Origin of the sequence: Candidatus Sulfidibacterium hydrothermale, from assembly GCF_020149915.1 — a bacterium.
GTDB classification, from domain to species: domain Bacteria; phylum Bacteroidota; class Bacteroidia; order Bacteroidales; family F082; genus Sulfidibacterium; species Sulfidibacterium hydrothermale.
In genome coordinates this window covers 2,274,802-2,297,601 of sequence record NZ_CP083760.1, presented here as the reverse complement: position 1 = coordinate 2,297,601, position 22,800 = coordinate 2,274,802, and the positions used below count along the sequence as shown (strand labels likewise).

Below are 22,800 nucleotides of genomic sequence, written 5' to 3'. Positions count from 1 at the left end.
AAGGTATAAAAAAAGCCCCTTCCGAAGAAGAGGCTTTTTTATGTGTTGTGAAAAACAAATTAGAATTTGATTTTCAGTGAGAAGTTCATGTTACGTCCCCAGCTCCAGAAACCTTTTTTGAAAACGTGGGTTCCAGTAGCTGCATCGTATTGGTCTTCTGCTTCAACTAAGGTAATGTTGTCAGTTACGTTATATACATTCCAGTTGAAGTAGGAATCCATACCAGCAATTTTGAAAGCCCAACCGAGACGCATGTTCAGCATACCGTAGTTCGGCAGTTTGTAAGCCTGAGCACGGTCATTAGGATCTTTACGTGTTTCCGGTGTAAAGTGGGCATACAAATTAGCATAATACAGATAATGAGCACTCAGCGTGATTTTCCGGGTGATTTTGAAAGAACCGTGTGCACCGAAAGAATTTTGCGGTTGGTCACCAATTCTCAGGTTATCGGTATAAATGGTTCCGGTTCCAATCGGTTGATGAGTCTGATCATCATACAGTCTGGCGGTAGCGTCATTAGCATATCTCCAGTCACCTAAGTTGATCATACCACCCAGACGCATCCAGCGGTTAGCTTTCCATGTACCTGTGATTTCGATACCTTTGTGAACTTCTTTCAGGTTTGACATGAAAGCGTTTACATAACTTCCGTTATCGGCAACAAAACCGGTAAGCAGTGAAATGTCTGACCAAACGGTGTAGTATACATTAACACGAGCAGTGAATTTAGGTGCAATGTAATTGTAACCGGCTTCAATAGCGGAAATCTTTTCGTTTTTGAGTTCTGTATTCACCTCATTGGTGTAATTCAGGAACATGAAACGGAAGAAAGGTACACGTGAATAAAATCCACCATGCAAGAAGAAGTTACTTCTTTCCGAAATATTTACGTTGGCACCCAATTTGAAGTCATAACCTACGTTGGAAAGTGTTTCACTACGTTCACCAACACCAGGAGTGTAGTTATAATAGTCAACACGGGTATCCCAAGTATTGGAGAAAGTACCGGTAGCAAAAGCATTGAAAATACCTTTTGTGTATTCTAACTGAGCAAACAAACCACCGTAAGTAACGATACCGTCATTCCAGTAAGCAATTTTGTCACCAACTTTTGTGGCACCAAATTTATAATCATACCAGTAATCACCACCCAGCAAGTCTCTTACTTCGCGGTAGTGTTCACCTTTATAATGACGGAAGTCAATACCGGCAGTCAGTTTCAACATATCGCTGAAGTTGTAATTCAAAGTGGAGAGTAAACCATACCACTGGTGGTTGTTTACAGAATTACGAATGATGTGCTGTGAACGGGCCATGAAGGTTGTGTCACCATTGTATACAGTGTAAGCACCAACTTCGCGGGCATTGGCTGTATCAATGTTGTTAGCATTCCATTCTCCCATGGCATCCCAGTCATATTGACCAAAAGCAGTCTTGGGCGGCTCATATTTGTAGTAGTGTCCGGTAGTGTTATATCCCAAAGGACCAGAACCACCACCTGTACCAAATGAATAGTAAGCTGAAGTAGCTAAATGCGCTTTGTCATTAATTTTCCAGTACCAGTTCAAAGCCATTTGCGGTTTGTGGTAATAGTTGACGCGTTCGTTCAACAGTTCGCCACCACGCCATCCCCAGTTTTCGTTGTATTTGGGGCCGTATTTGTCATACATTTCCTGAGTCAGCATGTAGTAACTGTTACGTTGACCGTGTTCCTGCGGAGCACCAATCAAAGTAAATACCAACTGGTTGTTTTTGTTGATTTCCTGTGAAACCGACAAGAAATAAGACCAGGCTTTTACCCAGGTAGCGTCAATGTAGCTGGTTCCTGAAGTATGTGAACCCACGAAAGTAATGGAGGTTCCGCTTTTCAGTTTACCAGTAGAAAGGGTCAACATTTCTTTTGTCAAACCATAATCAGTGGTGGACATGTAAATGGAACCACCTTTGTTCATGTCAGAGGTTTTGGTAATGATGTTGATAGTACCTCCTACAGAGTTGATAGCCAGTTTAGAAGCACCTAAACCACGCTGAATCTGAATGGTACGGGTAGCATCACCCAAACCTGCCCAGTTTGACCAGTAAACCCAACCATTTTCCATGTCGTTTACCGGAATACCGTTAATTAATACAGCAACGTTTCTCTGGTCGAAACCACGAACGTTAATACGAGAGTCACCATAACCGCCGCCGGTAGGTGTAACATAGACGTTAGGAGTATTTACCATTACAGCCGGTAAATCTCTTGTTCCTAAATTGTTGCTAATGGTTTTCGAATTGATGGTGGATACAGCTACAGGTGTTTTTCTGTCAACAGCTACAGAAGCCAGAACGTTTACCTGTTGCAAACCGATGGAGCTGCTTTTCAGGTTGATTTTACCTAAATTGTAGGTAGCTCCGTTTTTGATGGTCAGGCTGATTTCTTTGGGTTCATAACCCACATAGCTGACCTTGATTTTCTGATTCCCGGCGGGGGCAATCAGCGTAAAACTTCCATCCAGGTTGGTCGTAATACCAGCCGTCGTTCCTTCAACAACCACGGTAGCGCCTACAAGCGTTTCATGGCTGTTGGCATCCATCACGATGCCCTGTACAACACCCTGGGCAAAGGTAGCACCTGCAAAAACAAGGCTGACCAGCAGGGTTAATAGTAAATTTGTACGTTTCATAAAACAAAAATTTTAAATTAAAATTAGGTTCCAAAAATTTTATGGGGCGAAAATATGGAATTATTTGACTCGTTCTGATGAATTTTTAATTAAGAAACATTCTGAAATAGCCGTCTGGCCTTGCTTGCAGGTGTAATTAGATGTGAAACAATAAGTTATATTTGTAAAAAATGTTAAAAAAAAGTACTGAAATGGTTAAAAAAATTACTAATACTTGAGATGCAAGTGGTTACAGATATATTTTCAATGTTAAATTAAAGTGAATTCCATAAGACCAAAAGCCGGTAAAAGTATCTAAATCATGTTGCAGACCATCTTGTCCGGTTTCTATATGTATCCGATTAAACAGGTTATAGCCGTTCAGCCGGAATAAAGCGGGAAGTTCTCCGATTCGGAAAGGTAAAGAGAGTGACGCATTAACTATCTGATATGCCGGAAATGCGTATGGCTGTTGACGGTCGGCAGGATCGGTACGGTTTATCGGATCAAAATCAGCAAATATTTTGTCATACCAGTTCCAGTCGATATGAACAGAAAAGGTTTTCCCTATTTTGAAATCAGCAAAGGCCCGGAGCTGTTGTTGGGCCGTACCTCCCACATATAAATTACGTGCATATACATGAACGGTATCCACCACTACGTTGTTATCATTAATTAATGTTGCTGAGACATCATTTTGCCAGCGGTAATCTCCGAAAGAAGCTATTCCGCCTAGTGTGACGTTGTTCCCGGCTTTATACCGGAAAGAAACTTCTATGCCTTTGTGTACACTGTTTAACCCGTGAATCATTGCCCTCGATTGTGAATTATCCGATAACTGCACATATTCATTACTTAGCATCGATACGTTTTCCCATCGGGTGTAAAAAAGTGTAATTGAAGATTTAAAAGCCGTATTTTGATATCGGTATCCGGTTTCAATGGTTTTTATGTGTTCATTCTCGAGTCCTTGTACGGGGGTGTTGTTGAAATTTCCAAAAACGTATTTAAAATAAGGTACCCGCGAAATGAATGCTCCATTGACATAAAAATTATGTTGAAAAAACGGCGTAAAGCTTAATCCGCTCCGTAAGTCAAATCCTGTGCGGCTGACCACCGGACTTTTCGTATTTGAAATGTAATTAAACCGGTCTATGCGGCTGTACCATTGATTATTGCCATTGACGGCCAGATAGCCTTGCCATGATTTATCTGTAAAAAGTAACCGGCTATAAGCCGATAAGCGGTGGATGATGGAGTTGTTATCTACCTTAATAATATCTCCTACATGTTTAATTTGATTTCTGCCGGCTACCCCGCTCAGCGACCAGGCATAATCTTCAATAAAAAAGTCTCCTCCCATTAGGTCGGTAATTTTTTCTCTCAGGTAGGAATTGAGATAACTGTAATATAAACCGGTAGTGAGTTTCCATTTGTGGCTAAATTGTTTTTCATAGGTACTCGTGAAACCGGTATGAATGTGGCTGGCCAGAAAATCGGTGAGAACATGAAGCGAATATCCGGTAACGGTATCCCCATTGGCCAGTACGTATTTTTGCTGGTTGGTGGCATTTTGTTCGTAGATCGTCTGCCAGTCGATTTGACCAGATGGAGTTCGGTAAGTGAAGATTGATGGGGCATAATGAAATCCTTCGGACCATTTCCCGCCTCCGTAGCCATAAGTTACAAAAATCGTATTAGACCATTTGCTGGTGGCATTAATTTTGAAGTCGTGGGTTATGGTTAAAAACGGTTTATGATAGAAGTTTTCTGAAGCGTTGAGTATTTTTCCGTCCAGTCCGCCCCAGTCTTTATTGTATTTGTTCCCATATTCGTTTTCTTCCTGATTTGTCAGGCGTTGTGTCCGTTGCCCATGATGTTGTGGGGCTCCAAGCAGGGTAATATTCAAATGATTCCGTTTATTAATTTGTTTGTTGGCGCTGAAGAAATAGGAAAATCCATGAACGTAAGTGGCATCGACATATCCATCTCCACTGTAATAGGAGCCAAGAAATGAAAAATTCCATCCGTTGCTTAGCTTTCCACTGTTCAGGTTAAGTGTTATTTTTTGATTGCCATAATCGGTCATTTGAAAAGTGATGCTTCCGCCTTTAGGCCGATGATTGGTCCGGGTGATAATATTAATACTTCCTCCTACGGCATTGGATGTAAGGTTAGAAAATCCGGGGCCTTTTTGAACCTGAATGTTTGCTGCTGCTTCTGAAAGTCCCAGCCAGTTACTCCAGTAGATCAAGCCGTTTTCTCCGCCGTTGATCGGAATACCATTTAACAGCAGGGCGACATTATCTTGTTGGAAGCCGCGGATAGACAAACGGGCATCGCCGCTGCCGCCTCCCTCGCGAACACTAAAAACACCGGGTATTGAATTGAAAATCAAAGGAAGAGGTTGGTCGCCGATACGGCTTTCGATGGTCCGGGCCGACAGGGTAGTTACATTTACCGGTGTTTTTTTATCGGTAATAATTTCTGCTTTGACATTAATTTCATTGAGTGCGTAAATTTCCGGCTGAAGCTGAATGTCGGGTAGGCGGGTGGTGTCGCCGTTCGCTTTAAAGAAAACCGTTTGTTTTTTAAAACCAAGGTGTTCTACCATAAAAGCCCCTTTTTTCTTTTTAAAAAAGAACCGGAAGGTGCCATTGGCCCCGCTGATCTGTCCCGTTTTTCCCTTATTTAAAATAATGTGGGCATTGCTGACAGGTTTCTGGTTATTTGCGTTGATAATGCGTCCAGTGATCCAGGTTTGTGCTTGTAATTGAACAAAAGAAAACAAACTCACCCAAAAAATAAAAAGAAATTTTCCTTTCATGCTTTAATTAATTTTATGAATACGTAAAAAAAAAGCCCGTATTCATCAGGGCATAAAAGGAGAGAGGTAATAAAAGAAAACACCACACACAACATTTCACACTACTCCATAGTGCACTTGCATGCATAGCATGTGTTTCCGTTTGTCGTTTCTTCTCCCATCCAGACTATACTGTCGGTTTCCGGATTTCACGGAATCAGTCCCGATTCTCATCGGGAGTCGCGGACTTTCACCGCCGGTCGGGAATTTCACCCTGCCCTGAAGAATGACGGCACAAATTTATTTCAATAATTGATATTGCAAAAGAAATTTCAAAAATATTGGGTTATTTATTTTGTGTTTAATAAAGTGGTGAAAATAGGGAGTGTAAAGTTGACCGTTTGTTAATTGTATTGTAGTTAATTACAAGGCTTGTTTGTAATAATATGTAATGTATTACTAAATATTACTGCAAAATAATGTAATGCGTTACAATTTTTGTATTTTTGCTTTAAACTTTAAAAATGATTTTGGAATGGACATTTTATTTGAGATACACAACAGGCTGATAGAAAATACACCTGTTGAATTTAAACGTTCGCTTTTTGAAAAAATGAACTGGGATGCGCGTCTTATTGAAATCAACGGGCCGAGAGGGGTGGGAAAAACCACATTGATGTTACAATATATAAAATTGAATTTCAAAAGAAATGACCATTCTGTACTTTATTTTTCTGCTGATGATCCTTATTTTTATATGAACAGTATGGTTGATACTGTTGACAAGTTTGTTAAATATGGCGGACGTCATATTTTTATTGATGAGGTGCATAAATATATACCCAAGTATAAAAATACGGATTGGTCCGGTGAAATAAAAGCTATTTATGACAGATACCCGGGATTGAAAATTGTATTTTCAGGCTCTTCGGTTATTCGGCTGCATAAAGGTATTGGTGATTTGAGTCGCCGGGTTAGTTCTTATTTTCTTCCCGGATTATCGTTCAGAGAATTCCTTCAATTTGATCAACACTTCCGGTATGATGTCATTAAAATAGAAGATATTGTTCGTCGTCATGAATCCATTGCCAAAGATATTTCGTCAAGAATTATTATCCTTCGGGCTTTTCAGAATTATTTGAAGTATGGATATTATGCTTTTTCTTACGAAGACAAAGAAAAATATTCTGAAAAGTTGAAAAATATCATTGCCGTTATTCTGGAATCTGATATCCCTTCCGTGGTGGACATTCCTTTTGTAAGCGTGAACAAAATGAAAAAATTACTTCATGTACTGGCAACATCTTCTCCATATACTCCCAATCTGACTGCTCTTGGTGAAAAAATCGGGGTTGCTGATCATCGGACTCTATTGAGATATTTGGATTATCTGGAAAAAGCAACATTGTTGCGAAGTCTTAGCCAAAAAGCAATAGGAAATACTATTCTGCGCAAACCTGAAAAACTTTATATTTCGAATACTAATTTTGTTTTTGCTTTGGAACCTGAACGAATAGACAAAGGAACGTTGCGCGAAATTTTCTTTTTTAGTCAGACAGCTATTAATCATGTCATAACTTTGCCAAAAAATGGTGATTTTTTGCTAAATAATCAATATGTTTTTGAAGTAGGTGGTAAAAGAAAAAGCCGGAAACAAATCGGAAACTCTAAAAATGCGTTTGTTGTTGCGGACGATATTGAATATGGCGTGTTTAATAAAATCCCGTTGTGGCTTTTCGGCTTTTTGTATTGATAATTATACATGGAGGTTGTTCCGGACAGATAACTATTGCCATTTATCGGGATGTTTCATGGGCTAATTCCTATTTTGATGCGATACCATCAGGTTTTGATGAAGAAAAAGGCTTTTGCTATGGTTTTTCCCCTTTTTTCAAAATGGTTTTACGGAATCCCGAAGGGATTCAATGGGATTAACCACGGGTTTCACCCGTGGGATAAAAATAACGGGAAGCAGAACCCCGAAGGGGTTCAATGATTTAAACCGGAAAACGTTCTATCCAACAAAAATATTTTCAGGTTCTTAATTGTCAGATATATACCATTTTGTTTTTTTATTTTCTTGTTCCTTTCTTGTCCCGCCAAGAAAGCCCGCCTGACCATTGTCGGGCAGGGAACCAAAGAAGGCGACCCGAAACGTATGCTTCTGCCCGCTCTGCTGGAAATCAACATCACCGGCAAAAGAGTCGGTTTATCAACCGAAACGCAAGCGCTTTTGCACGGTGCTGTAAGATTTCCGGCATTCACGCCTGCGCCGGCCGGCCCGTTTCGGGAAGCCCGCCCGCAATGGGTGTTTTTCCGAACACTATCTTTTTTTTCACAAAGTAATTGACACATCATGAATGCAGTGGAAATGGGCAATAAAACAAAGATACTTTCAGTACATCAAAAGTTTCATGTTTTTGTTGTTTAAGTGGTTGTACAAGACAGTGGTTGTACAAGACAGTGGTTGTACAAGACAGATGTTGTTATGAATCGCTTATTATCAGTTTTTGTGTCATAAATTTTAATAGAATAAAAATGAATGTCATCGGGATAGGATATTCATGGCGGCTTTGATCCCATCGGCAGCGCTGGAAACAATACCGCCGGCATAACCGCTGCCTTCGCCGACGATATATAGGTTTTCGAAACCGGAACAGCGTCCGTTTTTGTCGCGGTCGGCCTGAATGGGAGCGGAGGTTTTGCTTTCGAGTCCCAGCAGGTTACCTTCTTCAAAACCTTTCATTTTCCGGATAAAGTCGGTAAGCCCTTTTCGCATGGCACGGCTTATTTCGGATGGAAGCAGTTCCCACAGAGGGGCCTGTACAATTCCCATGGGGTAACTTGTTTGGTTGTTTGCCGAAGTAATTTTTTGGCTGATAAAATCTTTGATGCTGCAAAAAGGGGCGGCATATCCCGAAGTGTAACGGTAGAAATTTTGCTCCAGTTTTTCAAGCCAGTCGAGGGCCTCCGGTGCCGACACTTCCCGTCGAAGCATCTGATTCAGGTTAAGGGCGGCCACGCAGGCGGCGTTGGCAAAATTTCCGTTGCGCAGGTACCGGCTCATGCCGTTGACAATGTTGGTATTTTCGTATGCGGTGGCCGGGACTACCACGCCGCCCGGACACATGCAAAAGCTATACACCGGATGTCCTTCGATGCCCGGTGAAGTAAGCCGGTATTCGGCTGCTTTGACTCCTTTGAGTTGTTTTACGCCCCACTGCGCCCGGTTGATAAGTTCTTGCGGATGTTCCATGCGACTGCCAATAGCGAAATTTTTGGTATGGAAACCAACGCCTTTGCGAATGAGCAGGCGGTACGTTTCGAAAGCGGAATGTCCGGTGGCAAGAATAAAGTAGTCGGCATCCAATGTTCCTGTTTCTGTTTCAATGGCCAAAACGCGTCCATCTTTTATATTTAGGTCGGTCATTTGGGTTTCGAAAAGCAGTTGCCCGCCAAGATTTTCGAACGAATGCCGCAGATTTTTGACAATCTTTCTCAGCTTGTCGGTTCCGAGATGGGGGTGGGCAAGGTATAGTATTTCTTCAGGCGCGCCGGCATCTACATAGCTTTTCAGGATGAACTGTCTTTCGAGCGAGATGCGTTTGCTGCGTGAGGTGAGTTTGCCGTCAGAAAAAGTACCGGCACCGCCTTCGCCAAAAGCGTAATTGCTTTTGGGGTGAAAAGTGGCCGTTTTCTCGAAGTGTTCAATCTCGCGGCTCCGCTTTTCTATTTCGGTGCCGCGTTCGATAAGGGTGGTTTGCAGACCGGCTTTTTGCAGGACAAAGGCTGCAAAAAATCCGGCCGGGCCGCTGCCAACCACAATGGCTTTTTGTTTTCTTTTTTTGTACGGGATTTCCAAAGCGGGTTGTTTTTCCGGTTCGCCGCCTTTTATTTCGGGCGAACGAACCAGCAGCCGGATTTCCCAGTGGATAAAGTTTTTTTTGCGGGCATCGAGGCTTTTGTGTGTAATTTGGAACGAAAATTCGTTGATGTGCAGCGTTTGGGCTATTTTATGGCGAAGTTGTTCCGGTGTGTAATCCGGCGGCAGTTTAAGGTTAATTTGTTTGTATCCCATGGAAAGTATGCTTGACGGGCAAAGATACGAACCTTTCTCCGACCGTTTTTATTTTCTTTCCTATTGGCGTGTGAATGTTTTGCATACTTTGAAACCAAATTCTGGCGCTCATTTCCAACGAGTGCCGGAGTTTAGTATTTGGAATAAAATAAATCTTTACCTTTGTAACTATGGTACAGTTTGATAAATATATTGAAATTAATCCTGAAAAAAGATTTGGAAAACCGATTATTAAAGGTACACGGATTTCTGTTTACGACGTATTGTCGTGGTTATCTAATGGCATGACGCGGGAAGATATTATTCGTGAATATCCGGAATTGACCATAGAAAAAATAAATGCCTGTTTATCTTTTGCTGCTAAAAAAGAACAAGGGCAATTGTATGCCACATGAAACTTTTATTTGATCAAAATATCTCTTTCAGACTGGTAAAACGAATTACAGATTTGTTTCCGGGATCTAAACAAGTCAGGGAATTAGGACTCGAGAATGCGACGGACCTCGAGATTTTTAATTATGCGAAAAAGAAGGATTATGCTATTGTGACTTTTGATTCGGATTTCTGTGATTTAAATATTGTTAAAGGATTCCCGCCTAAAATAATCTGGTTAAAGACCGGTAATAGAACGACAAATGAATTAGAGCGATTATTTCGGAATAAACAGGATTTAATCCGGATTTTTCTTTCTGAAGATTATGGATGTCTTGAGATAATGGGGTAGTTTAAACGGGTACTTTTGAAACTAAGCTTAAATTGACTAAGTTAGACTGGTTTTTGATTTTTATCCTTTGAAAAAAGCTAATCCATGAAAGTAAACAATAAAGGGATTTTAAGAGACAAATATGTAAAACGGGAAGCCATGAAGATATTTATTATCGGTCCTGTTTACTCTATTGTTATGATTTTCCTCACATATTTAAGTATGTCCAAATGGATAGCTTTTTTCTATGCTGTGGTTCCTTTTTTTATTCTAATGATGATATTTTTCATTATCATAGCTCCCATTGTTATGCTCAAAAGGCATAATAAGACAATAAAAAGGATTTCTTTTGGAGAAGGATATGTTGTAATAGAAGTATTTTCTGCACTATGGATGAAATCTAACGAATATAAGTTCCCTAAAAATGCTATTAAAGTTGTGAAATCCAAATTTCCATGGTACGGAAGAAACGAAGTAAAGGAAGGATATACAATAAAAGCCGGACCCGACAAAATCTTTTATTTAGTTAAAGATTTTTTTTCAGAAAGTGATTTTGATTATATAAAAAAGAACCTGTTAAATTGATATAGTTCATTATTTTACCCTCCCCCAACTGGCTCAGGTCTTCCCGCCCGGCCAAAGCGCAGGCGAGACTTGGGCCGAACTTAACAATCCGATTTATATTAAAGAGGTAAAACCAAAGCCGGCAAAATTTCTTTATCTTTGAAACATGAGCAGCAAGTACAAATTCCATAATCCAGACGGAATTTATTTTGTAACATTTGCCGTTGTCAGATGGGTTGATGTGTTCACAAGAGATATTTATCGTGAGATCATACTTGACAGTTTAAAATACTGCCAAAAAGAAAAAGGATTACGGTTACATGCTTATGTTATTATGACCAATCATCTTCACTTGATCATTTCGAGGGAAGGAAAAAATCTTTTGGAAAATATTCTGCGGGACTTTAAAAAGTTTACTTCATCTGCTCTGATTAAGGCAATAAAAGAAAATCCTTACGAAAGCAGAAAAGAATGGATGCTTGAGATTTTTGAAACTGAAGGAAGGGAAAACCCGAATAATAAATATTACCAGTTCTGGAGGCAAGATAATCATCCTATTGAACTGATATCAAACAAAATGATGGATCAAAAACTGGATTATGTGCATAACAATCCGGTTGAGTAGGGTTTTGTTAACAGGCCGGAAGATTATCCATGGAGTAGTATGACAAATTATACCGGAGAAAAAGGGTTGATTGATGTTGAGATTATTCTATAATTGGGTTTTATGTATTTATGTAGTTTTGAGGTTAATGAGTGGCCCAAGTCAGCTGCACACGGAGCTTGCGCACAAGACTTGCGTCTAGGGGGGATTATTTATTTTAACGAAATGATTGGTATTGGTATTGAAGGTGGTGCAACAATAACAAATACCCAAATGAATGTACACTGGACTCCTTCTGTTTTAACTATTTACAAACCTTAAATACAAATGAAAAGATTTATTAAAAATAATATTCGTTATATTTTGCCGTTGCTTATGGTTTCAGTTTTTTTATTCTTCGTTTTCTTAGTACATGACAAAAAATAAATCACTGATAATCAGCAAAATAACCCTTAAAAAGTTTGGATAAAACATTGGTATTCAGTATCTTAGACGAATATTTACCAAGTATTTGTCAGATGAAGAATACCAATGTCAGCAGTAAAGATAGTCATTTAGTTTCAGTTTTAAAGGAACATTTTGAAGGCAGGCTGAATTTAGCCCGGATAAAATTCATATCATTATTCATTATTGCTTTAACAAAAGTAAGGACTGTTCATTTTGAGAGCCTGGCAAGGGGATTTGATACTCAGGCAGAAGAAAGTTCTTCCTTGCGCCGTATCCAACGATTTATCTCATCCTATTCTCTTGATTCTGATTTAATCGCAAAATTAATTTTCAGTTTATTGCCCCACAAAGAACGATTAACACTTTCTATTGACAGAACCAATTGGAAGTTTGGCAAAACAGACATAAACATCTTTATGCTTGGCATAGTGTATCAGGGAGTAGCCTTTCCATTATTGTTCAGTATGTTAAAAAAACGGGGTAATTCCAATTCGCAGGAAAGGATAAACCTGATTGAACGATACATCAACCTTTTTGGAAAAGGTACGATAGAATGTATTGTTGCAGACCGGGAATTTGTTGGTGAAAAATGGCTTAAGTATCTTAACAATAATAACCTGCACTATTATATTCGTATCAGAAATAATTTTAAAGTTTTTGTTCCCAGAAAGAATAAAACCATTAAGGCATTTTGGTTATTCAATGCATTCAGGATAAATGAGTTTGTATATTACCCCAACATTGTAGAAGTAAACGGACAGTTGTGCTATTTGTCCGGAAGCAAATTACATAACGGAGAATATCTAATTCTGGTATCATTTACCAAACCGGAAAAGGCTGATGATTACTATAAACAACGATGGCAAATAGAAATGACCTTTAAAGCCATGAAATCAAGCGGTTTCGATATTGAAAAAACACACCTTTCAGATATCAAAAGAATTGAAAAACTCGTCTTGTTGATTATGGTTGCTTTTGTCTGGGTTTACAAAGTGGGTATTCATATCCATCAAAATATCAAACCGATTAAAATTAAAAAACACGGTAGAAAAGCAAAAACAATCTTTAAAACAGGTCTCGACTTTATTACAAAATGCTTTCTTAATGATAGTTATACTCCTGAGTTCAATATCTTCCAATTTTTGTCATGTACTTAGCTTCGTTTTATATTCCCGAATGGAAGGTGAAAAGAGAATAAATAATTTTTATAATAGTGGATTAAAAAATATTATTGTAAAACGAAACAATTGGCAAATGAGAGTAACAACATTTATTTTGAACAATAAAATAAAAATAGATTTATCAGGTTCTGAAATGAAAAACTTTGATTTAAGCATAGGGGACTCCATAGTAAAGAAACCTAAATCGTATGTCTTTGAAGTTTATCGTAAAGGAAATAATGGAACCTATTATTTTTTCAGAAAATACAAATTGAAACCCTAAATTAAATTGAAAAGATTTGTTAAAAAAAATATTTGGCGTTTGTATCACCCTCATCTGGCGCAAGCCTTCCGGATTGGCTTGTGCGTCAGCGAGACTTGGGCTGTACAAAAACAATCCAAAATATTTTTCCGGTTAAATCTCCTACTGGTACATAAATATTTCGTGTGTCTTGAAAGAAATTGAAAATCAGCTAAAGCATCAAAAATTGAAAAGAGTTTTTTACTTTTGAAATTATGAATGCCCCAAACAGCAACGGTTACCTTTTCCACAACCCGCTGAATTTGCAATGCGGATAAGTAAAGTTGACTGGCACTCGTTGGAAACGAGCACCAGTGGTGGACAAACTTATGGACCATATACATGGTATGGCAAGAATGATTATAAATGGTTTGAATAAATTGTGGTATTAATGAAGAATATATATTATATGATATGGGCTGATGCAATATTAAGTTTCAAAAAGCATCATCCAAATAAAGAGTGGAAATTTAAATTATTTATGCATGTAACTTGGATACATGCTTTAAATTTTTGGATAATTTTTATTTGGTTAAAGTTCTTTGATATACTTAATATTCCTCTAATCAACATTTTAACTACTCCCCATCTTTAGACAACTCTTTTACAAAAATAAATTAGATTTTCTTTCTTCGTTTAATCATATTAAAAGAAAACCTAAGCAGCCTGTTTGAACACTTTTACAGGCATTTTATACGCTAATGACTGATGGGGTCTTTGCGTGTTGTAGAACTCTATGTAATCTTTAATTTTCTCATATAATTCCAGTCCGTCTTCCGATGGTTCCAAATATAACTTTTCGTATTTTATGTTTCTCCAAAACCTCTCTATAAAAATATTATCTATGGCTCGACCTTTACCATCCATACTGAAAGTAATCCCCTTACCGGTTACAAACTCCGTAAATTCTGTTGCTGTAAACTGGCTTCCCTGATCGGTATTAATCATTTTAGGTTTGCCATGATCCTTTATGGCTTGCTCCAAAGTCTGTTTGCACCATTGGGTTGTCATGGTATTCGACAATGACCACCCTACGATATACCTGCTGTAAAGGTCTATGATGGCAAAAAGGTACATATAACCGTTGCCAACGGGAACATAGGTAATATCCATCGCCCAGACCTGGTTGGAATGGGTTATTTCTAAATTCCGCAACAAATAGGGAAATACCGTATGGCCTTCCCCCTTATGGGGCTTGCTCGTATTTGGACGTGGGCCGATGGCTTGCAAATCCATAAGCCGGTACAATCGTCGTACGCGTTTGGCATTGACCGGATACCCTATGTTTCGCAGATAGGTGGTCATGCGCATGACTCCATAAAAAGGTGTTTTCATGTATTGCTTGTCTATCAGCTTCATCAGTTCCTGATTGTAAGAACCCTCTTGTCGGGGAACATAGTAGAAGCTGCTGCGGTTTACTTCTAAAAGTTCGCATTGCCGTTTGACGCTTATTTCTTCTTTCCTGTTCACTTTTTGAAGTTTCGCTTTTCCGGCTATTTCCCCAACACTTTTTTTAAGAAGTCAACTTCCATTTGCAGTTGGCCTACTTTCTTAAACAGGGCTTCTTTCTCTTTTTCAACATCTTCTTTCTTAGTACCCTTTTCAAATACCGATGATGCTGATGATAAAAACTGGCTCTTCCAGGTAGAAATCTGATTCGGGTGTAATCCGTATTTCCTCCCCAGTTCCTGAATCGTTTCTCTTTCCTGCAGGGCTTCCAATACTACTTTCGTTTTGAACCTTGATGTGTACTTTTTTCTCTTTTTCATAACAACAAGTTTAATCAATTTTTCTAACTTAACTCGTTGTCCAGTTTTTGGGGTGTATTATAATTAATGTGTTCCCGGGTGAATTATTAAATGATTTTTTTGCTTTTACAATTGAATTTGCTTTACCATTTGGAATATTAAATTACTATCTGATTTTTTATAATAACAGATATGAGAAGATCACACAAAAATATAAGGATGTTAAATTTAAATATGTTCTGGTTTATTCTTTTACAATTGTAATATTAGCGTTTGTTTCAGCTATTTTATATGGTACATTGGCTTGAGAACGAAATGACTATTGACCCTTGAAACAAATCCGGTCTCATCCGCCTTTGTGCCAGAGGTTTATAAATGCCTGTGATGCATTTTTTCGGAATAACTCGGATGTATTTATCCGGGCAATGCTATGTCATTGGGAAAATATAAACAAGAATATCCATGAAAGCGCTGGACTTTTTATTTTATTATTTGGCACATTGGCTTGAAATTAGTGACAGACGAAAAAAGAAAACGGTATCTTATCCTGATCAGGTGTCCTATGCTATTTCTATTAGTTCTGCAGTTTGGATTGTAATATTTGATGGGATTATTGAGTATTATATGTTTGATAGTTTTGTATCGAAAATACCTTTGGTCGTTTTTTTAGCAGTTACAATATTTCAATATTTTTGGTTAAAAAGGATTTATATAAAGAGAGGAAGGTATCAGAAACTTTTGGAAATGGCTGATCCGAAATTTGGGGTTACTGACAAAGTAGGAGAGATAATAGCAATCGTTATTTTCTTTTTGCCTTTGGTTGTTCTGTTTTTTACAGCATTAATTTTACATCACATTATTTGATGTCAGTATGCTCAAAGGCTTGATTTATAATGAGTGTTTTATTCATGTTTTGAACCAAACACTGGCACTCCTCATCTGGCGCAAGTCTTCGGGATTGGCTTGTGCGTCAGCGAGACTTGGGCTGTACAAAAACAACCCAAAATATTTTTCCGGTTAAATCTCCTACTGGTACATAAATATTTCGTGTGTCTTGAAAGAAATTGAAAATCAGCTAAAGCATCAAAAATTGAGAAGAGTTTTTTACTTTTGAAATTATGAACGCCCCAAACGGCAACGGTTACCTTTTCCACAACCCGCTGAGATTTGCAATGCGGATAAGTAAAGTTGACTGGCACTCGTTGCAAACGAGCACCAGTGTGTGAAAGCTTACATTATCACTTATGAATATTTATTATTATTTGTTTTATAAGCTGTCAGCAGTTTTAAATAAAAAAGGAAAGAATGATTGGGGGGTAATATACGCATTATCTCTTCTGATTGGCTTGAATGTATCAGTGGCTTATGTTAATGTATTGCCTGTAACAAAAAGCAATTTTAATCATGGTTATAAAATGGGTATTATACTAATCTATGCAACTCTTTTTATTATAAATTCTGTTTTGTTTCTCAATAAAAAGAGGACCCAAAGTATATTAAACCGGTATAAAAACGAATCATTGAGAAGTAAACGGACAGGGAACTTTTTGGTTATCTTATATGTGATCATAACAATTGCATCCATATTTTTTGCATAGCATGGATTTTATTCATGTTTTGAACGTGAATGGTTTGAAACCAACCACTGGCACTCGTTGGAAACGAGCGCCAGTGGTTGGGGGTGATGAACTTTGCGGCAGGGATGGGAACGGCAGCTTGCGGCAGCGGCAGCGGATGTGCCGTAGGCGGGCCACAGCGACCGAAGGAAACTCGTGGAAAGCCTTTACGAAACACCGCTGTCCGCAACGCAACTATAGTGGACAGCCCGTGACGGCCTGTGGGGCAGGCCCGCCCCGCCCTAAAAAAGTAACGGACATAAAAAAACCGGTTGAAGATTTTCAACCGGTTTTTATGTTTGGGAAGCGGGATTATTTGTTTTTCTTTTTCCAGCTTCGTTTGTTCATGATGTTTGCCTGAGCGGCTGCCAGACGGGCAATCGGCACGCGGTAAGGCGAGCAACTGACGTAGTCGAGGCCGACGCGGTGGCAAAATTCGATAGAACTGGGTTCGCCGCCGTGTTCGCCACAGATACCGAGTTTGATTTTCTTGCGGGTTTTGCGGCCTTTTTTCACAGCCATTTCTACCAGTTGACCAACGCCTTCCTGGTCGAGCACCTGGAACGGATCGTTTTTCAGGATGCCTTTTTCGATGTAGATCGGCAGGAATTTGCCAGCGTCATCGCGTGAGTAGCCGAAGGTCATCTGCGTGAGGTCGTTGGTGCCGAATGAGAAGAACTCGGCCGACTGGGCAATTTGGTCGGCGGTAAGGGCCGCACGCGGAACTTCAATCATGGTTCCTACGAGGTAGTCGATGCGTTTGCCTCTTTCTTCGAATACTTTTTCGGCCGTTTCGCGAACGATGTTTTCCTGCATTTTCATCTCGGCCAGTGTGCCGGTGAGCGGAATCATGATTTCGGGACGGGCATCGATTTTTTTGTCGCGAAGGTTCATGGCCGCTTCGATGATGGCGCGGGTTTGCATTTCGGTAATCTCGGGGTAAGTGTTTCCAAGACGGCAGCCACGGTGACCCAGCATGGGGTTGAACTCGCTGAGCTCTTCCACTTTGGCTTTGATGGTGCTTACCGAAACGCCCATAACTTTGGCCATTTCTTTTTGACCTTTTTCGTCGTGAGGAACAAATTCGTGCAACGGCGGGTCAAGCAGACGAACAGTTACAGGTAGTCCCTGCATGGCTTCGAAAATACCTTCGAAGTCGGTACGCTGCATGGGCAGCAGTTTTTCGAGTGCTTTACGACGGCCTTTTTCATCTTCGGCCAAAATCATTTCGCGCATGGCGATGATTTTATCGCCACCGAAGAACATGTGTTCGGTACGGCAGAGACCGATACCTTTTGCGCCGAAATCGCGGGCCACCTGGGCATCGTGCGGGGTATCGGCATTGGTGCGAACGTAGAGCCGTGCTTTTTTGTCGGCCAGTTTCATGAGTTGTCCAAAATATCCACTCAACTCAGGATCAACGGTTTTGATCAGTCCGTCATAAACTTCGCCGGTGGAACCGTTCAACGAAATGTAATCTCCTTCTTTATATTTGTGGCCACCCATTTCGAGGGTTCGGGCTTTGTAATCAACTTTGATACTTCCGGCACCGGAAACGCAGCATTTACCCATTCCGCGGGCTACAACAGCAGCATGCGAGGTCATTCCGCCGCGGGCAGTCAGGATACCTTCGGCTGAGTTCATCCCTTTGAGGTCTTCGGGGGAAGTTTCGATACGAACGAGAACTACTTTTTTACCTTCAGCAGCCCATTTTTCGGCGTCGTCGGCATGGAAAACAACCTGTCCGGCAGCAGCACCGGGTGAAGCCGGCAGTCCTTTGGCCACTACTTTGGCTTTGGCCACGGCATCTTTATCGAATACCGGGTGCAGCAGTTCGTCCAGCTTGTTGGGCTCAACGCGCATAATGGCTTCGTCTTTATCAATCAGCCCTTCTTTCAGCATGTCCATGGCAATTTTTACCATGGCAGCACCGGTACGTTTCCCGTTACGGGTTTGCAGCAGCCACAGTTTCCTGTCCTGAATGGTGAATTCCATATCCTGCATGTCGCGGTAGTGTTTTTCCAGTTTGTCCTGTACTTCGTACAGTTCTTTGTACACTTCCGGCATGGCTTCTTCCAGCGAAGGATATTTTTCTTTTCTTTCTTCTTCGGAAATGTTGGCCAGTTTAGCCCAACGACGCGAACCTTCGAGGGTGATTTGTTGCGGTGTACGGATACCGGCTACCACATCTTCGCCCTGTGCGTTGATGAGGTATTCGCCATTGAAGATGTTTTCGCCGGTGGCGGCATCGCGGGTGAAAGCTACACCGGTAGCAGAATCTTCGCCCATGTTTCCGAATACCATGGCCTGCACGTTGACAGCAGTACCCCACTCATCGGGAATTTTGTTGAGTTTACGGTAAAGAATGGCACGTTCGTTCATCCAGCTGTCGAAAACGGCCATAATAGCGCCCCAGAGCTGTTCCCACGGGTCGTCCGGGAAATCTTTGCCGGTTTGTTTTTTAACAGCGGCTTTAAATTCTTTTACCAGTTCTTTCATATCGTCGGCGGTGAGTTCGGTATCGAGTTTCACGCCGCGTTTTTTCTTGATGTCGTCAATGATGATTTCGAAAGGATCTTCCGATTCTTTGGATTCGGGTTTCATGCCGAGTACCACATCGCCATACATTTGTACAAAACGACGGTACGAATCCCAGGCAAAGCGCGGGTTACCTGATTTGGCAGCAATTCCTTCCACGGCGAGGTCGTTCAGGCCGAGGTTCAGTACGGTATCCATCATTCCCGGCATGGAAGCACGGGCCCCCGAACGAACCGACACCAGCAACGGATTTTCTTTATCGCCGAATTTCATACCCATGATGTTTTCCACATGAGCTACCGCTTTAACTACATCGTCTTTAATAAGGTTAATAGCGTAGTCGCGGCCTTTTTCGTTATAAAGGGTACAAATTTCAGTGGTGATGGTAAATCCGGGAGGAACCGGAACACCAATCAGGTTCATTTCAGCGAGGTTGGCACCTTTGCCACCCAAAAGGTTTTTCATTTTTGCATTACCTTCGGCTTCTTTATTGCCGAAAAGATAAACATACTTTGCTTTAGACATTTTTATCAGAATTTGTTATAAAAAATTTATGTTCAAAATTTTGAATGACAAAAATACGAAAAAAACCGTTCTTTTTTTTGTTTCGGGGAGCGTTATCGTGTTAACGAATGTCAAATTTTAAACCGAATACAGAGAAAAGCAAAAGTTGCCTTTTCAATCGTTTGCAAAATGCAGATTCCTGCTTTTTGAAGCAAATTTTTCGTGCCGGAAAACGGAGAAAAAAACCGCGGTTTGTTGAATTTTTTGGCAATCGGAAAAGAAATGTTATTTTTTCTGAAAGGAGGCATATTCAGTAAAACCCTTATTTCCATATCCCCACATTATTTTATAAGTTTGCCAACAATAAAAAAGGTAAAAAAATGAAACACAAAATCGGTATTCGTTACGAGGACAAGTATAAAATGGAACGGCGGGTTCCGTTGGTTCCGGCTCATGTAAAACAACTGGTTGACAAGGGCGTAGAAGTGCAGGTGGTGCCTTCGGAAAAGCGTGTTTTTAAGGACGAAGAATACAAAAAAGCAGGTGCCATACTGAAGAACGAACCGTTGGATGCCGATGTGATTCTCGGTGTGAAAGAGATGCCTCTGGGCTATTTCAAAGCACATAAAACCTATATCTTTTTCAGCCATACCATCAAAGGGCAGGCTTACAATATGCCGTTGTTGCAAAATATGATAGACAGTAAAATCAATTTGATTGATTATGAGCGGATTGTGGATGAGCAGGGACGAAGACTGATTTTTTTCGGCCGGTTTGCCGGTTTGGCCGGAATGATTAACTCATTATGGTCGCTGGGCGAACGGCTTAAACGGAAAGGAGTGGAAACACCGCTTTCGAAATTAAAACAAACCCATCATTACGATTCGCTGGAAGAAGCCAAAGCGGCTGTGTCGGCAGCGGGTCAGGAAATAGCCCGAAACGGTTTACCCGGACTGACGTTACCCATTGCCATCGGTATTACCGGTTACGGCAATGTGTCGAAAGGTGCCCAGGAAATTTTGAACCTGTTGCCTGTTATTGAAATTTCGCCGGCTGATTTGCTGACCTTACATAAACAGAAAAACCTGCCGTCTAACGTGCTATACAAAGTGGTGTTTGAAGAGAAACACCTTGCCCGTCCGAAAGAAGCGGGAATGGAATTTGACCTGCAGGAATATTATCATCATCCCGAACGGTTTGAAGGTATTTTTGAACAGTATCTTCCGCATTTAACGGTGCTGATGAACTGCATGTACTGGGATGACCGTTATCCGCGGATCGTTACCAAAGATTATCTTGAAGTCCTGTGGAAAAATAACGATTTAAAGCTGGAAGTTATTGGAGATGTTACCTGCGATCCGGACGGCTCGGTGGAGATTACCCACAAAGGAACCGCCATCGAAGATCCGGTGTTTGTGTATCATCCGGAAACGCGAAAACCGGTGATGGGTTTCGACGGCGAAGGGGTGCTGGTGATGGCGGTGGATATTTTGCCCAGCGAGTTGCCGCGCGAAGCTTCGCAGGCTTTCAGTGATGCACTTATCCGGTTTTTGCCCGGACTGTTAGAAGCCGATTTTGAAGTGCCGTTTGAAAAATTACAGGTTCCCGCCCCGCTGAAAAAGGCCATGATCCTTTATCACGGTGAGCTTACGCCTGATTATCAATATTTAAAACAATACCTGAAAAGTTAACCCGGGTTGTTGTTCGTTTTGGACAATTATAAATTTTATAAAAAATGAAAGACATTCTTATTTTAGGAGCCGGTTTATCCACACAGAGTCTGATTGAATACCTGTTGGGAAATGCCGAACAGTATGACTGGCACATTACTGTTGCTGACATCAACGAAGAACTGGCCCAGAAAAAAATAAACGGAAATCCCCGCGGGAAAGCCATTACTTTTGACATTCACGACGATATGGAAAGCTGGCGGACCATTGCAAAAGCCGATATCGTCATTTCCATGTTGCCGGCTTTTATGCATCATCTCGTGGCTAAAAAGTGTATCGATTTGCGTAAGCCCATGCTTACGGCTTCGTATGTTACCAAAGAGATAAAAGAATATGATGAGTTGGCCAAAAAAGCCGGAGTGCCTATTCTGATGGAACTCGGCGTCGATCCGGGTATCGACCATATGTCGGCCATGAAAGTCATTAACCGGATAAAAAAAGCCGGTGGCAAAATATTATCGTTTAACTCGTTTACCGGCGGACTGGTAGCCCCCGAAAGCGATAACAATCCCTGGAACTACAAGCTCACCTGGAACCCGCGCAATGTGGTTTTGGCCGGACACGGTGTTTCGCAGTTTATCCAGCAGGGACGCTATAAATACATTCCTTATTTCAGGCTGTTCGACCGGATGATGACGCGTAAAATACTGGACTACGGTGAGTTTGAAATTTATGCCAACCGCGATTCGTTGTCGTATCGCGAAATTTACGGACTAAAAGATATTCCTTCCATGTTTCGCGGAACCATCCGCCGGCCGGGATTTGCCAAAGCATGGGATGTGTTTGTCAAACTGGGAGCCACCGACGACACGTTTGTCATGGAAGATTCGGAAAACATGACTTATCGTGATTTTATCAATTCATTTATGCGGTACGAGCCCAATGTGCCGGTGGAAGTAAAATTGCAGGATTATTGCGAAAATGCAGCCGACCCGGTGGTTTTTGAGAAGCTTAAATGGCTGGGAATTTTCGACCGCCGGAAAATTGGATTAAAAAATGCTACGCCGGCGCAGATTTTACAGAAACTGATACAGGAAAAATGGGCCATGGATCCCGACGATAAGGACCTGCTCATTATGCAGCACGAATTTAAGTATCAACTGGGTAATGAACGAAAAATGATTATTTCGGCCATGGCGGTGGAAGGCGAAAACCGCGAGCGGACGGCCATGGCGAAAACGGTGGGACTGCCACTGGCCATTGCCACCAAACTGCTGGCTACCGGAAAAATCAAAAAAACGGGGATTCACCGTCCGGTGGACAAAGATATGTATGAACCTATTTTGGAAGAACTGAAACAATTTGGTATTTCTTTCGACGAAAAAGAGTATATGATAGACCAGTCTTAATTTTTTG

15 protein-coding genes and 1 riboswitch are annotated in these 22,800 nt (G+C 40.8%); of the genes, 9 read left to right on the top strand and 6 right to left on the bottom strand.

Going from position 1 to position 22,800, the window contains the following annotated elements; genetic code table 11:
• Positions 1-59: 59 nt before the first annotated feature.
• Together LA303_RS09295 and LA303_RS09290 are read right to left on the bottom strand one after the other, a co-directional pair.
• Positions 60-2,666, bottom strand: coding sequence for a TonB-dependent receptor (locus tag LA303_RS09295; protein ID WP_240524997.1), 2,607 nt, complete (start codon positions 2,664-2,666; stop codon positions 60-62).
• 229 nt (positions 2,667-2,895) lie between these two features.
• The gene (locus LA303_RS09290) at positions 2,896-5,472 is read right to left on the bottom strand and encodes a TonB-dependent receptor (RefSeq protein WP_240524995.1); all 2,577 of its coding nucleotides are present in this window, start codon (positions 5,470-5,472) and stop codon (positions 2,896-2,898) included.
• Between the two features lie 145 nt (positions 5,473-5,617).
• A riboswitch (FMN riboswitch) is annotated at positions 5,618-5,742 on the bottom strand.
• Positions 5,743-5,986: 244 nt separating this feature from the next.
• Between LA303_RS09290 and LA303_RS09285 the strand changes: the two genes are divergently transcribed.
• Positions 5,987-7,204, top strand: coding sequence for an ATP-binding protein (locus LA303_RS09285; RefSeq protein WP_240524994.1), 1,218 nt, complete (start codon positions 5,987-5,989; stop codon positions 7,202-7,204).
• Positions 7,205-7,996: 792 nt separating this feature from the next.
• On the opposite strand, the gene LA303_RS09280 is transcribed toward LA303_RS09285, so the two are convergent.
• The gene (locus tag LA303_RS09280; protein WP_240524993.1) at positions 7,997-9,529 is read right to left on the bottom strand and encodes an NAD(P)/FAD-dependent oxidoreductase; all 1,533 of its coding nucleotides are present in this window, start codon (positions 9,527-9,529) and stop codon (positions 7,997-7,999) included.
• A 170-nt stretch (positions 9,530-9,699) separates the two neighbouring features.
• Between LA303_RS09280 and LA303_RS09275 the strand changes: the two genes are divergently transcribed.
• The 5 genes from LA303_RS09275 (at position 9,700) to LA303_RS09255 (ending at position 13,004) form a co-directional block, all read left to right on the top strand.
• Positions 9,700-9,924: a DUF433 domain-containing protein gene (locus LA303_RS09275; protein ID WP_240524991.1), complete on the top strand. Its 225-nt coding sequence runs from the start codon at positions 9,700-9,702 to the stop codon at positions 9,922-9,924.
• Positions 9,921-10,253, top strand: a complete 333-nt coding sequence (locus LA303_RS13595) for a DUF5615 family PIN-like protein (protein WP_240524990.1) — start codon at positions 9,921-9,923, stop codon at positions 10,251-10,253. The genes LA303_RS09275 and LA303_RS13595 overlap by 4 nt, the downstream gene beginning before the upstream one ends.
• Positions 10,254-10,337: 84 nt before the next feature.
• Positions 10,338-10,817 carry a hypothetical protein gene (locus LA303_RS09265; RefSeq protein ID WP_240524989.1) on the top strand — a complete coding sequence of 160 codons (480 nt, stop codon included), beginning with the start codon at positions 10,338-10,340 and terminating at the stop codon, positions 10,815-10,817.
• A gap of 145 nt (positions 10,818-10,962) precedes the next feature.
• Complete coding sequence (locus LA303_RS09260) at positions 10,963-11,421, top strand: REP-associated tyrosine transposase (protein ID WP_262901470.1); 459 nt, start codon at positions 10,963-10,965, stop codon at positions 11,419-11,421.
• Positions 11,422-11,918: 497 nt separating this feature from the next.
• Positions 11,919-13,004 carry an IS4 family transposase gene (locus LA303_RS09255; protein ID WP_240524782.1) on the top strand — a complete coding sequence of 362 codons (1,086 nt, stop codon included), beginning with the start codon at positions 11,919-11,921 and terminating at the stop codon, positions 13,002-13,004.
• Between the two features lie 961 nt (positions 13,005-13,965).
• On the opposite strand, the gene LA303_RS09250 is transcribed toward LA303_RS09255, so the two are convergent.
• Entirely contained in the window at positions 13,966-14,778 is an 813-nt protein-coding gene (locus tag LA303_RS09250; protein ID WP_240524773.1) for an IS3 family transposase, read from the bottom strand.
• A gap of 23 nt (positions 14,779-14,801) precedes the next feature.
• The gene (locus LA303_RS09245) at positions 14,802-15,077 is read right to left on the bottom strand and encodes a transposase (protein ID WP_240524774.1); all 276 of its coding nucleotides are present in this window, start codon (positions 15,075-15,077) and stop codon (positions 14,802-14,804) included.
• Between the two features lie 441 nt (positions 15,078-15,518).
• Between LA303_RS09245 and LA303_RS09240 the strand changes: the two genes are divergently transcribed.
• Positions 15,519-15,920, top strand: a complete 402-nt coding sequence (locus LA303_RS09240; RefSeq protein ID WP_240524988.1) for a hypothetical protein — start codon at positions 15,519-15,521, stop codon at positions 15,918-15,920.
• 1,064 nt (positions 15,921-16,984) lie between these two features.
• Here LA303_RS09240 and ppdK read toward each other — a convergent pair.
• Positions 16,985-19,735: a pyruvate, phosphate dikinase gene (gene ppdK, locus LA303_RS09235; protein WP_240524987.1), complete on the bottom strand. Its 2,751-nt coding sequence runs from the start codon at positions 19,733-19,735 to the stop codon at positions 16,985-16,987.
• A gap of 359 nt (positions 19,736-20,094) precedes the next feature.
• On the opposite strand from ppdK, the gene LA303_RS09230 reads away from it, so the two are divergent.
• A complete protein-coding gene (locus LA303_RS09230) occupies positions 20,095-21,405 on the top strand; it encodes a bifunctional lysine ketoglutarate reductase /saccharopine dehydrogenase family protein (protein WP_240524986.1) in 1,311 nt (436 codons plus the stop codon).
• 44 nt (positions 21,406-21,449) lie between these two features.
• Positions 21,450-22,793, top strand: coding sequence for a saccharopine dehydrogenase family protein (locus tag LA303_RS09225; RefSeq protein ID WP_240524985.1), 1,344 nt, complete (start codon positions 21,450-21,452; stop codon positions 22,791-22,793).
• Positions 22,794-22,800: the final 7 nt, after the last annotated feature.

Bases quoted from the DNA above. Each gene is read 5' to 3' on its own strand.
- LA303_RS13595 (WP_240524990.1), top strand. From the start codon at position 9,921: ATGAAACTTTTATTTGATCAAAATATCTCTTTCAGACTGGTAAAACGA.
- LA303_RS09230 (WP_240524986.1), top strand. From the start codon at position 20,095: ATGAAACACAAAATCGGTATTCGTTACGAGGACAAGTATAAAATGGAA.
- LA303_RS09295 (WP_240524997.1), bottom strand. From the start codon at position 2,666: ATGAAACGTACAAATTTACTATTAACCCTGCTGGTCAGCCTTGTTTTT.
- LA303_RS09285 (WP_240524994.1), top strand. From the start codon at position 5,987: ATGGACATTTTATTTGAGATACACAACAGGCTGATAGAAAATACACCT.
- LA303_RS09255 (WP_240524782.1), top strand. From the start codon at position 11,919: ATGAAGAATACCAATGTCAGCAGTAAAGATAGTCATTTAGTTTCAGTT.
- LA303_RS09265 (WP_240524989.1), top strand. From the start codon at position 10,338: ATGAAAGTAAACAATAAAGGGATTTTAAGAGACAAATATGTAAAACGG.
- LA303_RS09245 (WP_240524774.1), bottom strand. From the start codon at position 15,077: ATGAAAAAGAGAAAAAAGTACACATCAAGGTTCAAAACGAAAGTAGTA.
- LA303_RS09280 (WP_240524993.1), bottom strand. From the start codon at position 9,529: ATGGGATACAAACAAATTAACCTTAAACTGCCGCCGGATTACACACCG.
- LA303_RS09260 (WP_262901470.1), top strand. From the start codon at position 10,963: ATGAGCAGCAAGTACAAATTCCATAATCCAGACGGAATTTATTTTGTA.
- LA303_RS09290 (WP_240524995.1), bottom strand. From the start codon at position 5,472: ATGAAAGGAAAATTTCTTTTTATTTTTTGGGTGAGTTTGTTTTCTTTT.
- LA303_RS09240 (WP_240524988.1), top strand. From the start codon at position 15,519: ATGAAAGCGCTGGACTTTTTATTTTATTATTTGGCACATTGGCTTGAA.
- LA303_RS09225 (WP_240524985.1), top strand. From the start codon at position 21,450: ATGAAAGACATTCTTATTTTAGGAGCCGGTTTATCCACACAGAGTCTG.
- LA303_RS09275 (WP_240524991.1), top strand. From the start codon at position 9,700: ATGGTACAGTTTGATAAATATATTGAAATTAATCCTGAAAAAAGATTT.
- ppdK (WP_240524987.1), bottom strand. From the start codon at position 19,735: ATGTCTAAAGCAAAGTATGTTTATCTTTTCGGCAATAAAGAAGCCGAA.